This window comes from Flammeovirgaceae bacterium SG7u.111 (genome assembly GCA_034044135.1).
Classification (GTDB): Bacteria; Bacteroidota; Bacteroidia; order Cytophagales; family Flammeovirgaceae.
Genome location: CP139021.1, coordinates 1,065,177 through 1,080,486, shown reverse-complemented (window position 1 = coordinate 1,080,486; position 15,310 = coordinate 1,065,177). Strand labels below are relative to the sequence as shown.

The 15,310-nt window shown below is 40.3% G+C and carries 10 protein-coding genes; 1 reads left to right on the top strand and 9 read right to left on the bottom strand.

The genetic code is table 11. The annotated features are described in order from the left end of the window. Nucleotides 1-8 precede the first annotated feature (8 nt). A complete protein-coding gene (locus tag R9C00_04360; protein WPO36679.1) occupies nucleotides 9-797 on the bottom strand; it encodes an SDR family oxidoreductase in 789 nt (262 codons plus the stop codon). A gap of 444 nt (nucleotides 798-1,241) precedes the next feature. On the opposite strand from R9C00_04360, the gene gyrB reads away from it, so the two are divergent. Further along, nucleotides 1,242-3,188, top strand: a complete 1,947-nt coding sequence (gene gyrB, locus R9C00_04355) for a DNA topoisomerase (ATP-hydrolyzing) subunit B (GenBank protein ID WPO36678.1) — start codon at nucleotides 1,242-1,244, stop codon at nucleotides 3,186-3,188. A gap of 158 nt (nucleotides 3,189-3,346) precedes the next feature. Here gyrB and R9C00_04350 read toward each other — a convergent pair whose 3' ends face one another. From R9C00_04350 to R9C00_04315, 8 genes are all read right to left on the bottom strand, one after another. Then, complete coding sequence (locus R9C00_04350; protein ID WPO36677.1) at nucleotides 3,347-5,242, bottom strand: cbb3-type cytochrome c oxidase subunit I; 1,896 nt, start codon at nucleotides 5,240-5,242, stop codon at nucleotides 3,347-3,349. Nucleotides 5,243-5,297: 55 nt separating this feature from the next. Beyond that, on the bottom strand, nucleotides 5,298-6,317 hold the full coding sequence (locus tag R9C00_04345) for a cytochrome c oxidase subunit II (protein WPO36676.1): 1,020 nt from the start codon (nucleotides 6,315-6,317) through the stop codon (nucleotides 5,298-5,300). 137 nt (nucleotides 6,318-6,454) lie between these two features. Further along, on the bottom strand, nucleotides 6,455-7,753 hold the full coding sequence (locus R9C00_04340) for a quinol:cytochrome C oxidoreductase (protein ID WPO36675.1): 1,299 nt from the start codon (nucleotides 7,751-7,753) through the stop codon (nucleotides 6,455-6,457). Between the two features lie 70 nt (nucleotides 7,754-7,823). Next, nucleotides 7,824-8,498 (bottom strand): cytochrome c, encoded by a 675-nt coding sequence (locus R9C00_04335; protein ID WPO36674.1) that lies wholly within the window; start codon nucleotides 8,496-8,498, stop codon nucleotides 7,824-7,826. 50 nt (nucleotides 8,499-8,548) lie between these two features. Continuing rightward, on the bottom strand, nucleotides 8,549-9,166 hold the full coding sequence (locus R9C00_04330; GenBank protein ID WPO36673.1) for a DUF3341 domain-containing protein: 618 nt from the start codon (nucleotides 9,164-9,166) through the stop codon (nucleotides 8,549-8,551). A gap of 58 nt (nucleotides 9,167-9,224) precedes the next feature. Further along, nucleotides 9,225-10,634, bottom strand: coding sequence for an NrfD/PsrC family molybdoenzyme membrane anchor subunit (gene nrfD / locus R9C00_04325; GenBank protein WPO36672.1), 1,410 nt, complete (start codon nucleotides 10,632-10,634; stop codon nucleotides 9,225-9,227). Between the two features lie 74 nt (nucleotides 10,635-10,708). Continuing rightward, nucleotides 10,709-13,900 (bottom strand): TAT-variant-translocated molybdopterin oxidoreductase, encoded by a 3,192-nt coding sequence (locus R9C00_04320; protein ID WPO36671.1) that lies wholly within the window; start codon nucleotides 13,898-13,900, stop codon nucleotides 10,709-10,711. A gap of 68 nt (nucleotides 13,901-13,968) precedes the next feature. Then, on the bottom strand, nucleotides 13,969-15,252 hold the full coding sequence (locus R9C00_04315; protein ID WPO36670.1) for a c-type cytochrome: 1,284 nt from the start codon (nucleotides 15,250-15,252) through the stop codon (nucleotides 13,969-13,971). Nucleotides 15,253-15,310 lie beyond the last annotated feature (58 nt).

Here is a 15,310-nt window from a genome sequence, read left to right as displayed (position 1 = left end):
CAAAAAGATTACAAACTTGGAGTACTTCCTCCATCCACAGGCAGGTTAATTCCATTGATAAATGCAGCTTCAGGCGTGGCCAAAAATGCTACTGAATTTGCCACTTCCTTGGGTTCGGCAAACCTTCTAGCCGGCACACCAGCTTTCATTTGTTCAGCCATTTTTTCGGAAGTTATCCCTTGAGCCTCCGCCCTAGTATCTATAATCGATTGCAAACGCCCTGTCATTGTCAGCCCTGGTAACACATTGTTAACAGTGATCCCATCTGCAGCTAACTCCGTTGCCAATGTTTTTGCCCAGCTCGCCACTGCTCCTCGGGTAGTGTTGGAAACACCTAGACCTACAATAGGAGCTTTCACCGAAGTTGAGATGATATTGATAATCCTACCATATTTCTCCTGTTTCATGTAAGGAACAAGTGCCTGCACGAGGTACTGATTGCAAATAAGGTGTGCGGAAAAAGCCTCTAAAAAAGCTTTGGGGTCAGCTTCAAGCACAGAGCCTGCAGCAGGTCCTCCCGTATTGTTCACCAAAATATGCGCTCCTCCATTTTCAGATACCCAGTTGTCAATCACACTTTTCACCTCGGCTGGTTCAGAAAAATCAGCGACGATATACCCATGTACCTGCTCTTCTGCTGTATCGAGTTCATTCATGGTCTTTTGCAAAGACGCTTCATTTCGGGCACAAAGTATTACTCTCGCCCCTAATTTTGCCAGTTCGATAGCCGAAGCCTTTCCTATACCTTGCGTGCTACCACATACTATTGCTGTTTTGCCTTTTAGGTTCAATATCATTTTTCTATTTCTAAGAATTATTCGAATGTTTTTTCGCTGATAGCTTGAAGCTAAAAAAAATTTGACGGAATATTTCCAGCGGTTCAAAATTTTAGAGAAAACAACATAAAAACGGAAACAAATTGATTATCAAGGCAAAAAACAGACTGCTTTTACCCCAAAAAACAAGCTGTTTTAGTCATTTTAGCCAATCTGTCAGGTATTCTTCTCAACTGTCAAATCAGCTATGATATATCAGTGTTTTTATTCGCTGATACCATTAATTTTTCGTAAATTTACACGTTCAAAAAAGTTGAGTTTTGCGCCTAAACATTTCATTTTAACGCATTAAAAATCAACTATTTACAAAGTAGTTTTTAAGAAATGATTATAGCTTCCCTCAGGAATCAGAAATATTGGGAAGCAGGACAAAAATTGTACTTACACAATAGCTAAAAATTCAAGATGGCAGAAAACCAGAATAACTATTCAGCGGGAAACATCCAAGTGCTCGAAGGCTTGGAAGCGGTAAGGAAACGACCAGCGATGTACATTGGTGATATTGGGATAAAAGGTCTTCACCACCTCATCTGGGAGGTTGTAGATAACTCCATTGATGAAGCCATGGCTGGTTATTGCGACACTATCACGGTGGAGCTCCATACTGACAACTCAGTAGAAGTTACTGATAACGGTCGTGGTATCCCTACAGATTATCACGAAAAAGAACAAAAATCGGCTCTTGAAGTCGTAATGACCGTTCTCCACGCTGGTGGTAAATTTGATAAAGACACATATAAAGTTTCTGGTGGCCTTCACGGTGTGGGTGTATCTTGTGTGAATGCACTTTCTACCGACCTGAAAGTCACTGTAAGGAGAAACGGTAAAAAACACCAACAAGAATATAAAATTGGTATTCCTCAGTACGATGTTAAAGAAATAGGTACTACCGATTCGCACGGTACTTCTGTAAGGTTCTGGCCAGATACAAGCATTTTTACTGTGGGCGTATTCAATTACGACACAGTTGAGGCAAGGATTCGTGAGCTTTCTTATCTTAATGCCGGTATTAAAATCATTTTGATTGACCACCGTCAAAAAGATGAAAATGGCGAGTCTATTCAAGAAGAGTTTTTCTCTGAGGGTGGATTGAGTGAATTTGTTGAGTTTTTGGACTCTTCTCGTCAAAAGCTGCTTGAACATCCTATTGATATGGATGGAGAAAAAAATGGCATTCAAGTACAAGTTGCCATGCTTTATAACACATCGTATTCTGAAAATGTGCACTCTTATGTGAACAATATCAACACACACGAGGGTGGTACGCACGTAGCAGGTTTCCGTAGAGCACTTACCAGAACGCTTAAAAGCTATGCAGATAAGTCTGGGATGTTGGATAAACTGAAAGTAGATATTAGCGGAGATGACTTTAGAGAAGGACTTACCGCTGTAATTTCGGTTAAAGTGCCTGAACCTCAGTTTGAAGGGCAAACAAAAACCAAACTTGGCAACTCAGAAGCCAGTGGTGCGGTTGACTCTGCCGTAAGCGATACGTTGGCTACTTATCTTGAGGAAAACCCTAAAGCAGCTAAAGTTATTGTTCAAAAGGTAATTATTGCGGCACAAGCCCGCCATGCTGCCCGTAAAGCACGGGAAATGGTTCAAAGGAAAAACGTACTTAGCGGTAGCGGACTTCCTGGCAAACTTTCTGACTGCGCTGAAAAAGACCCTGCGGTATGTGAAGTTTACCTAGTAGAAGGGGACTCTGCAGGGGGATCTGCAAAACAAGGTCGTGACAGACACTTCCAAGCAATTTTACCACTTAGAGGTAAGATATTGAATGTGGAAAAAGCACAAGAACATAAGATTTACGACAATGAGGAAATCAAGAATATGATTACCGCACTGGGCGTGTCTTTTGGTACTGAAGATGGCGAAAAAGAGCTGAATATGGAAAAGCTTCGTTACCACAAAATCATCATCATGACGGATGCTGATATTGACGGTAGCCACATTCGTACACTTATCTTGACGTTCTTCTTCCGTTATATGAAGCCATTAATAGAAAATGGATTTGTATATATAGCTCAACCTCCTTTATACTTACTCAAAAAAGGTAAGAAGGAAATGTACTGCTGGTCTGATGCCGATAGGGACAGAATGATTAGGGAAATGGTTGAACCTGGCAAAGAATCGACTGTTGGTATCCAGCGTTACAAAGGTCTTGGTGAAATGAACCCAGAGCAGCTTTGGACAACGACTATGGATCCTGAATTTAGGAACTTGAAGCGTGTAGATATTGAGTCTGCAGCAGAGGCTGACCACTTATTCTCTATGCTGATGGGCGATGAAGTTGGTCCTCGTAGGGACTTCATTGAAAAAAATGCCAAATATGCTAATGTAGATGTTTAAGAAAGCTTCTTCTTAAATCATATAGAAACATGAAATCCCGAGCCAATTGGCTCGGGATTTTTTTACATGTATTCTTTCCTACTGATGATGTTCAATTACAAAAAAAGCCTTTCCAAAAATGGAAAGGCTTCAATTATATATTCTTAGAGTATTATTCCTTACTCGTGAGTCTCTATACTTTTCTTATCCTCACCTTTTTCTAGCTCTTCTTTTTCAAACTTAGCTATCTCTTTTTCCATAGGCAAGTTTGATGCAGGAGTGTCAGATAAAGGAATATGCTGAGGGATAAAGTCACCATAACCATCTTTGTCAGCATCTGGCTTAGAGTAATCGTAAGGCCAACGATAAACAGTTGGTATCTCACCTACCCAGTTGCCATGGCCAGGGAAACGTGGAGTAGTCCATTCCAAGGTATTTGAATTCCAAGGGTTCAATGGAGCTAGCTTGCCTTTAAAGATGCTGTAGAAGAAATTGAAAGCAAATACTAACTGACCAGATACGGTTACGATAGCCGCAATACTAATGAATGCATTCAGATCGGTAAATGAATTGAAAGCATCGAAGTTAGTAAATGAATAGTACCTTCTTGGGAAACCAGCAATACCGATGTAATGCATTGGGAAAAATACCAAGTAGACACCTATAAAAGTAGCCCAGAAGTGGAAGTAACCAAGCTTCGCATTCATCATTCTACCAAACATCTTAGGATACCAATGGTACACACCCGCCATCATTCCAAAGAACGATGCACTACCCATTACAAGGTGAAAGTGAGCTACAACAAAATATGTATCGTGAAGTTGGATATCAACTGCTGAATTACCTAGCAAAATACCCGTAAGACCACCTGAAATAAACAACGAAACCAATCCGATTGAGAAAAGCATCGCCGGGGTAAATATTATATTACCTCTCCAAAGAGTAGTTAAGTAGTTAAACGACTTTACCGCTGAAGGAACCGCAATGATCAATGTCAAGAACATAAAAATAGAACCTAGGAAAGGGTTCATTCCTGATACGAACATGTGGTGAGCCCAAACGATAAACGAAAGGACTGTAATCCCCATCATTGAACCAATCATTGCTTTGTAACCGAAAATCGGCTTACGAGAATTGGTCGAGATAATTTCTGAAGTGATACCCAAAGCAGGAAGTAGTACGATATATACCTCAGGGTGACCTAAGAACCAGAACAAATGCTGGTACAAAAGAGGGCTACCACCTACGTTAGTCAACGCCTCTCCGCCAATGTAAATCTGGTCGAGGTAAAATGAAGTACCAAAGCTTCTATCGAATATCAAAAGCAACGCTGCTGCTAAAAGAACTGGGAAAGACAATAGGCCAATTACCGCTGTCAAAAAGAATGACCAAATGGTAAGTGGCATTTTAGTGAAAGACATTCCCTTTGTCCTCAAGTTAATTACCGTAGCAATGTAGTTGATACCACCTAAAAGTGAGGATGCAATAAAGAAAGCCATAGCAACCAACCACATAGTCATACCTAATCCTGAACCTGGCATGGCTTGAGGCAAAGCGCTCAAAGGAGGGTAAACTACCCATCCACCAGAAGCAGGTCCTGTTTCAAGGAACAATGAGGTAAACATGATAACACTGGAAGCAAAGAAGAACCAATAAGAAAGCATGTTCATAAAGCCAGAAGCCATGTCTCTAGCACCAATTTGCAAAGGAATTAGGAAGTTAGAGAATGTTCCACTCAAACCAGCAGTCAATACAAAGAATACCATAATAGTACCGTGCATCGTTACCGCAGCCAAATAGAACTGCTGATCTAATTTACCTGATTCATTAATCCAGTGACCTAAGATTGGTTTTAAAAAGCTCAAATCGGCTTCAGGAAAACCAAGTTGTATCCTGAAAACTACAGAAAGCAATCCTCCAATCAGTGCCCAAATCAAACCAGTGATAAGGTACTGTTTGGCGATCATTTTATGATCCGTTGAAAATACATAGGTTGAAAAGAAACCACCATGGTGATGTTCGTGATCATCGTGGTGAGCATCTGCACCCGTAACATTTATATCTACAGCAGACATGTATTGTTGATTTATGTTAAAATTTCTGGAGATTTTTTAAGTAAAATGCGAAAGCTTATTCTAACCCTGCAAGTTCTAAGTTTGGCAGGTCTAGCGTTGACAAATACTCTTTATTTTTGGCTGCCCAAGCTTCTTGCTCTGCATACCATTTTTCAAAGTCAGCTGGCTCATCAACCACTACATTCATCTTCATGGCAAAATGACCACCACCACAGATTTCAGTACAAGCCAATTCGTAGTTGAACTCAGGATCACCAAGTTCAGCTCTCATTTCAGCAGTTGATTTAGTTGGAGTAAACCAAAAAGAAGTTTGCATACCAGGAACGGCATCCATCTTGATTCTGAAATGAGGCATAAATACGCTATGAAGAACATCACGAGATCTGATTTTCAACACAACGTTTTTACCTTTAGGAACATGAATTTCTCTTGGGATAAAATCATCAAGGCTACTTGGATCTCTAAAATCTACACCCATTGAATTAGTAGCATCAATTTTTCTAAAGTCATAACGACCAATTTGCCCGTCTTTCCCTCCATACCTCACTTGCCAGTTAAACTGCTTGCCCATGATCTCTACAGCAACAGAGTCTTCTGGAGCATCGCTAGTAATATCTGACCATACAAACCACCCTGAAATTACCAAACCAGCCATCACTACCGCAGGAACCAATGTCCAAACCAACTCCAACTTATCGTTGTGTGGGTAAAAGTATGCGGTTCTTTTCTCGCTGTATTGATATTTGAATGGGAAAATGAAAAGTAAGATATGAGTAATAACAAAGGCCGCACCTATTACAGCCATAGTCCACCAAAACAATGAATCTATTTCTTTGCCATGTACCGAAGATGCCTCAGGAAGAAAATATTCCTTAGCAATGCCTGAATACCAAATAATTGCGATGAATCCCACTACTAGCATAAGTGGAAAAAGGAATGCGTTCACTTTATTGCTGAGACCTGCTCGCTTCTTGTCTTCATCTCTGGCAATACCAATTAGGGTAAAAATCCTGTAAATGAGGGCAAGAATAGCCACAAACAATATACCTCCGGTGATGAGTAATACGGCTGTCATTTATGTTGAGTAATTCTAGTTGATTAATTTTAGATTATTTGGGAAGTTAGTCATGCCCTTCCCTTTGTTAGTCTTTCTTATTATAAAAAGCGGTGTTATATCTTATTGTTCTAATTCATCCTAAAAAACTGTAAATCCTAGGTGTGGTGATGAATAGATTCTTCTAACATTGGATGATTTTTAGCTATCAATGGCACTTTGCTCAATTGATTCAATGCAATATAAACAAACACTGCCAAATAAATCATTGTCAAACCGATTTCCATGAAACCGAAACCACCATTCTCTTTCAATGTACCTGGGTGAACCATCAAGAAGAAATCAAACCAGTGACCTACTAGTACAACTATACAAACTACCTTGAGGATGATGGACTTCCTTTTCGCATCTCTCGTCATTAATACTAAAAACGGGAAGAAGAAATTAAATATCAAGTTCAAGAATATGTACTTAGAATAAATATCACTTTTCAACCTTTCTACAAAATAGATACCTTCTTCTGGAATGTTTGAATAATAGATAAGAAGGAACTGAGAGAACCAGATATATGTCCAGAAAATACTGAAGGCAAATACGAACTTGCCCATATCGTGCAAGTGGTTTTCGTTTACTATTTTTAAGTAACCTGCATCTTTGAGCAATACCAAGATAAGAGTAATAGCAGCAAGACCAGACACAAACCAGCTAGCAAACACGTACCATCCAAACATGGTGCTGTACCAGTGCGGATCAATTGACATTACCCAGTCCCAAGCAGCAACTGAAGATGACAATCCAAAGAAAACTAGGAATGCTCCTGAGAACTTCACTAATTTTTTGTAGTGACCTATTCCACCATTCACATCTTCTTTCAAGGTTTCTTTTCTGATCAAACGGAACATTATCATCCAAATAGCAAAAAAAGCAACCAACCTCAAATAATAGAAGTATGGAATATGCGAAGCTTCTTCAGCACCTGGAATAAAGAAGTATCCTCTTTTACCAAATAGTATACTATCAAACTCTGGGCTAGTCTTATCATACAAATAGGTATGAGTCCAGTGAAATAAATCGCGATTAGCAATCGCAAAAACAATCAAAGTGAGCACAAATGCTACTGGCAAGAAATAGCCAAAGGTTGCTGGAATTCTAAGAATAGAAGCTGACCAACCTGCAGATGCAATGTACTGGATAGCCACGAAGAATATACCAATTAGTGCAATTCCTGTAAAGTAAACATTGTTTACCCACATACTTGCCCATAGCTTAGTAGTCCAGTGGAATGCGTGGTGCTCTCCTCCTTCGGCGGCATGCTCAGCATGTCCTCCTCCAAAGGCTGCTATCAACATCCCTATCACCAAAGCTGCTACACCAATTCCTAAAACCGTAAATATGGTTTTCTTTAATTTTGGTGTAAAAACAAATTTTTCATCAATGTCGTGAATCTCAGCTGCCATCTTATGAAATTTTGCAATTGTAAATTTTTCGCAAATATTTTTTTAAAGCATCGATCGATGCTAGTTAATACTATTTTTCTCCCTTTTGAAGCTTTTGTACGTAACGAACTACTTTCCAGCGTTCTTCTGGGTTCAATTGTGATTTGTGTGCCCACATCCTTCCTTTTCCGTGTGTTATTACATGGAAAATATGACCTTCAGGTAATGTTGAATACCTACCAGCCGAATAATTAGGAACACCTTTATATACTGCACCTACTTTACCATCGCCTGTGCCTGTAGCACCATGACAAGGGGAACAATAGCTCAAGTACAATTGCTTTCCTTCTGCTACTATATCTTCTGTATTAGGTACTGGGTTTTTCAAAATCCTACCCGCCAAATCAACACTATCTTTGTGCAGTTTGTACACCAATAGCTCTTGCCCTTTTTCAGGAACATTAGAACCAGAAACACTTGTAAAGTTCTGACGAGCTACAGTTCCTTCTACTGGCTTCAATACATTCATTGACTTCTCACCTTTATAATCATTGTAAGGCAAAGAATTGGTTAAGTAGTAGCTAGAACTTATAATACCGTCAGGTATGCCTTCCTCAGTAATCTGAGAAAGAGGCTCGTAAGGTATTGAATGGTACATTTGTGGAGCATATTCTACCCCAGGGTTATCTCCGTCAGCTTTACAACCGATAATGACTGTCGAAATAATGACGGCAAAGAATATGTTTTTCTTACCCAAGATTTTCATTCGTTTATTATTTACTTTCCTCGTAGTCTGGAACCTAAAAAATCAATTAATTAATCGTTAGCAAGCTTGCGGCTTGAGCTAGTTACGCCGTTGGTAAACAAATCAACAGCATAATTGATGAAGTTAGGATCGTTTTCCTCATCTGTAAAATCTTTCCTATATACCTCTTCAGCTTTTACGTCAGTCAATGCTGCTTTTATTTCTGCTTCGCTCATGCTATTTTTTCCCAAGTCGATAGCCATTACGTGCTTGTCATCGCTGCTTCTTCTGTCAAATATTCTTGGAACTTTGTGAGGATACAACTTCTGTGTCCCAAAGAACGTGAAGCCCATTCCATAAGCAGAAAGCAATACTGTAAGCTCAAATGTAACAGGCACAAATGCTGGAACTGCAATAAAAGGCTTACCTCCAATAATCATAGACCAATCTACGCCCATCATCAAGGTTTGCATCAAAATAGCCAAAGTTGTTCCTAACATGCCAAAGAAAAAGGCAGCTACTGGCATTTTTGATCTTTTGTAACCTAGCGCATCTTCCAAATGGTGCACTGGATAAGGATTATATACCTCATAGATTTTGATCCCTTTTGCCCTGATGTTTTTCACAGCACTGAGCAATACGTCCTGATCATCAAATATGCCTACTAAGAAATGTTTATTTATTTCCATCGAAAAAGTATTATATCGATTTTACAGATTTATGTCTTTTCTAAATTGAACCTGATAATTACTCAGAGTCTTTTGTCAACTCCTTTGGTATTGTTTTGTTGCCTTTGTATACAGTAGGGCTAGAGTCTTTTAAGATCGATTTGATCTCAGCCATGTTGAGTACAGGGAAGAACTTCGCAAACAATAAGAATAGCGTAAAGAACAATCCAAATGTGAATACATAACACATGATATCCCACATGGTAGGAGTGAAATATACCCAGCTAGATGGCAAGTAATCACGGTGAAGTGAAGTAACGATAATTACGAATCGTTCGAACCACATACCGATGTTTACTACAATTGACAAGAAGAATGTCCACTGAATACTTGTCCTGATTTTCTTGAAGTAGAAAAGCTGAGGTGAGATAACGTTACACGTCATCATCGACCAGTATGCCCACCAGTAAGGACCACTCATTCTATTGATAAATGCATATTGCTCGGCAGGAACACCAGAGTACCATGCAATCACAAATTCTGTTACATATGCTATACCTACTACTGATCCAGTTACTAGGATAATGATGTTCATCATCTCGATGTGCTCCAAAGTAATGTAATCTTCTAACCTATAAAGTCTTCTGGTAACCAACATTAGGGTAAGTACCATTGCAAAGCCCGAGAAAATCGCACCTGCCACAAAGTATGGAGGGAAAATAGTGGTGTGCCATCCTGGAATGACAGAGGTTGCAAAGTCAAAACTTACAATGGTGTGGACAGAAAGGACAAGTGGCGTAGAAAGACCAGCCAAAATCAATGAAACTGATTCGTAATGCATCCAAGTTTTTGCAGAACCATCAAAACCTAAACTTAACATGCCATAAGCAAAACGAGGAAGTTTATTTACTGCTCTGTCACGGATAGTGGCAAAATCAGGAACTAGACCGATATACCAGAATAAAAGTGATACAGTGAAATACGTGGTAATTGCAAAAACGTCCCAAAGAAGCGGAGAGTTGAAGTTTACCCAAAGTGAGCCAAATGTGTTTGGCAATGGAAGCACCCAGTACGCTCCTAGCCAAGGACGACCCATGTGGACAATTGGCCAAATAGCTGCACAAATTACGGCAAAAATGGTCATCGCTTCTGCCGCTCTGTTAATGGAAGTTCTCCATTTCTGACGGAATAAAAGCAATACTGCCGAGATAAGTGTACCAGCGTGACCAATACCAACCCACCATACAAAGTTGGTGATATCCCATGCCCATTGCACCGATTTATTAAGACCCCAACGACCAATACCATTCCATAACATATCACCTAAGAAAAGTCCCCCAGCTAATAATGTTAAAATAGATACCGTAAGAGCAATTTTCCACGACTTTGCAGGAGCATTTTCCACATGCTTACAAACATCATCTGTGATGTCACTGTAGGTTTTACCCCCTGTTACCAATGGATCTCTGACTAGTGAAACAGTCTGCATATTATTAAATTCTTATATGTAGTTTTCTAAATAATCTAGCACTCGTGCTTTAAAAACACTTTATATAAATAAGATTAAGCTTGACCTTCGTCTTTGTTTCTGATTTTAGTCAGATACCAAATATTTGGTCTTACGTTCAATTCGTCAAGTACATTATAAGCTCTTTCTGGCAACTCGCTTTCGGTCAACTGCCTGATTTCACTCTTTGTATCATTCAAATCGCCAAAAGTAATTGCTCCTGTAGAACATGCACTAGCACATGCTGTAGTAGCATCCCCATCTTTCAATGGTCTCTTAGCCATTTTTGCTTTCAATTTACCCAACTGAGTTCTTTGAACACACATTGAACATTTCTCCATTACACCTCTAGAGCGAACGGTTACGTCTGGGTTCAATACCATTTTACCCAAATCGTTATTCATGTTATAATCAAACTCATCGTTGTTGTGGTATTTGAACCAGTTGAACCTCCTTACTTTATAAGGACAGTTGTTAGCACAGTATTTAGTACCAACACAACGGTTATAAGTCATTTGGTTTAAGCCTTCAGAACTGTGCGTAGTCGCAGCAACCGGACAAACTGTCTCACATGGAGCATTATTACAGTGCTGGCACATCATTGGTTGGTAAACAACTTCAGGATTATCTGCAGCTTCCATCAACTCATCGTTGCTTTCAGCTCCATCTGGACTGCTATAGTACCTATCGATACGCAACCAGTGCATTTCCCTCTTGTTTACAATCTCTTTCTTTCCTACAACAGGAACGTTGTTTTCAATATGGCAGGCAGTTACACAAGCTGAACAGCCAGTACAAGCATTCAAGTCAATTGTCATGCCCCAGTGATGGAGTGGATACTCATGCAATTGTGCTTTTGCACCTAATTTATCAGCCCACAAATCTGACTTTTCGCCTTTTTCTTCACCATGCTCACCATGTGATTCTTCAGGAATATTCCAAAGAGAAATATCACCTGGTTTTCTTTCTCCAGAGTACGTTGAGATGTGAACATCTTCCCTGCCTGCTCTTGGGTCTTTCTTATAAGCAGCAAGTGTTGACTCTTGAACGATTGCCGTTCTACCTACTAATGTCTGGTGAGTTTGAGTTTGGGCAATGTCAGTATAGCTACCTGTGTTTTCAATAGAAACACCTTCCGTAACTGCATACTCTATGAAGTCACCAGACTTCACAAAAGGGTAAGCATTTACACCACCAGCTTCTGCTGCAACTTTACCCGCAGCTTTATCTCTACCATAACCTGCAGCAATGGCGATAGTGCCACTCTCCAAACCTGGCTGGATAACTACTGGAAGCTCTACTTCTACTCCACCGGCAGAAACTTTCGCCACACTTACTTTCGTCTCCACTTTAGTGAATCCTTTTTCAGAAGCTAGTGATTGCGAAACTGCCACGTAGTGTCCCCAACATACTTTTGAGATTGGGTCTGGAGTTTCATGAATAAATGGATTGTTGGCAAAAGTACCATTACCCAAAATAGAATTCATGTACACAACCAATTCTACGCCGCTGTTTCCAGCAGTATATTTTTTCAGAGCTGAAGAGACCGATGCAGCACTAAATGCTACAGGCTCGTTTGCTTCACCTTCCTGAATACTTGTATACTCTTCGTTCTTTAGCTCAACTACACCATCATGCAATGCTCTTTGCCAGAACTTCTCAAACTCAGTTTCTTTCGTTTGAAGAGGGAAAATTTCAGCTTCCCAGCTTGCTTTCAAATAATCATGAAAACTCTTATTACTTCCTGACCATTTCAACAAACCTTCTTGGAACTGTCTGTACGAGAAAATAGTAGAAATAGTAGGCTGACCAAGGCTAAAAAACCCTTTCTTGATCTCTGCATCGTTCCATGCTTCCAAGAAGTGCGAATCAGGGCAATTATAAGTAACCTTGCTTGCGGTCTCATCCAAACGATCTGCAGTAGCTACAGAAAGCTTTGCCTTTGAAATAGCAGCAGAGATTTTAGCGCCTAGTGGATGGTCGTAAACTGGATTGGCGTTGTAGAAGAATACGCCACCTACACGACCTGCTTCCAAATCAGCTACAAATGCAGCCATTTCTTTATCATTACCCTGCTTTTGGAAAGAAGGGGTATTAATATCAAGAGTAGTACCGTAGTTTCCCAACATTTGGTTGATCTGGTTCACCATGAGCTGAACCGCAGGATCGTTAGAGCTAGAAACTACAAGTGAATGACCTTTGCTCTTAAGCAAATCAGCAGCAGCTTTATCAAGGTTTTTCACCTCTACATCTGCTGCGCTAACTGAAGCATTCCCAGTTCCTTTTGCAACTAAGTTAAAAAGCTTTGCTACCGCAAGCCCTTCAGCCGAAGCTTTTACTGGTGTGCGGTAATCTGCATTCGAACCTGTAAGAGAAAGGTTTGCCTCAAATTGGAAGTGGCGAGACATATGTTTCTTGTCCTTTCCAATTTTTCTGGTAGTAGCGTACTGATGGCTAAACTCTACGCCTGAAATCCAGTTTTCTAGGAAATCAGCTCCAAAGCTCACGATCACATCCGCCTTATCGAAAGAATAAGATGGGACAACTGCTTTGCCAAACATCGATTTGTTCGCCTCCAAAATTCCATAAGCAGAATCCTGATCGTATGTAACATGCTTAACAGTAGGATATTTAGCTGCAAACTCAGCAATCAACTTCTTAGTAGTAGGGCTCGTTACCGTGTTGCTTACAATCACGATAGGCTGCCCCGCCGCTGCAATGCTAGCGAGTTGCTGAGAAATTTCTTTATCTATTGTTGCCCAATCTGTTTTTTCACCAGACTTTGTTGGGTATTTGATTTTTTCATTGTCATAAAGGCTCATCACCGACGCATTGATTCTTGCGTTTGTTCCACCTTTTGTGATGCTAGAAAAACCATTACCTTCTACAAAGATTGGACGACCTTCCCTTGTTTTCACAACAACAGGATAAGCTTCGCCTCCATCTACATACGTAGAAGCATAATAATTAGGAATACCCGGATCTACATCTTCGGGTTTATTTAGGTAGGGGATGGCTTTTTTAACAGGAGTTTCGCAAGCAGCCAATGAAACTGCAGCAACACTAAAACCCATCAACTTTAGAAAATCCCTTCTGTTACTACCCGATTCCTCTTCTGACGTTGAGTTATCACCGTAGGCATCTTTTATGGGAAGGTATGCGGGGAACTCCTTGTTCGCATCTTGCACGAAACCCGGGTCGTTTTTTAGCTCTTCGACTCCCTTCCAGTAGGTCTTTCTATTTTTCATTATAATTAATTGTGATTTCTAATCTTAAATCCTGAAGTTTCAAATTTGAGGTTCTAGTCACTCAACAATTAATAGTGACACTTGGCGCATTCTAATCCACCAATATCCTCTACTCTCAATGGCTCTTTGCTTGCCCCCTCGTGCATTTTCACGAGTTTGTCGTAGTAGCTATTGTCTTTCGATTTAATCTCTGTTTTTCTGTGGCAATCGATACACCATCCCATTGTAAGCAACGAATGCTGCTGCACCACTTCCATCTCTTTGATTTCACCGTGACAGTTTTCACATTCCAAGCCGCCCACGTTTACGTGTTGAGAGTGGTTGAAATAAGCCAAGTCGGGAAGGTTGTGAATCCTCACCCATTGGATAGGCTCGTCGTTTTCAATAGCTGTATATATCTTTTGGATTTCTGGCGAAGTAGTTTTGATTGAATTGTGGCAATTCATACAAATGTTCGCCGAAGGAATGTTTGCATTTTTACTTTTCTCAACCCCCGTGTGGCAGTATTTACAGTCAATTTCGTAAAAGCCTGCGTGAAGTTTATGAGAAAAAGGAATTGGTTGCTCAGGAGCATAGCCTTGTTGTACACCGATACTGAACAAACCATCTACTGTAGTTTTAGCTACTACATTTAAAAAGATGAATGCGACAATTCCGATGAACGCTGGGCTTCTTATGATTTTGCCCAAATCGAATCGCTGCTCCAAGTACTCTTGGTCTTCGCCACTAAGCTCTTTTTCTTTCTTAATGTATTTGCTCAATACAGAAACAAGAAGAACCATAATAGCAAGCACCAATATCAATAGGATAAGCAAGCCGATCACGATCGCCATTAGAAGCGAAGTGTTGATTGGTGCAGCAGCAACTGCTCCGCCACTACCACCTTCAGCACCAGCAGATGCTGTTGCTACCTCAGGACCTTTAATGGTTTCTGATTGAATATACCCTAAAATATTTTTGATCTCGTCATCTGAAAGGAAATCGTGGTTTGGCATGTACTGCTGATACTTATCGTACAGACCTTTTGCATATTCATCACCACTGTCAATGACCTTTTGGGGATACTTAATAAAGTTGACCAGCCACTCTACATCTTGTCTCTCGTAGACATTGGCCAATGCTGGCCCTACGACTTGCGAATGTACAGCATGACACTGGGCACAATTGCCTTTAAATATTTCCGCACCGTTGGCGATAGCTTCAGCCGAAGTTGGTATACCCTCAGCACCTGCCGCTGGCTGTTCTGTTGCCGGACTTTCTGCATCTTGGGCGAACACACTACCCGCCGCAACTGAAAACAGAATAATAAATAGACAAATGCTCTTTTGGAGAACGTATAATGGTTTTGTCATGTTAATTAGAATAAATCTACACCTCCCGATTTTAATTTGCGCCAAATTTAATACGCTT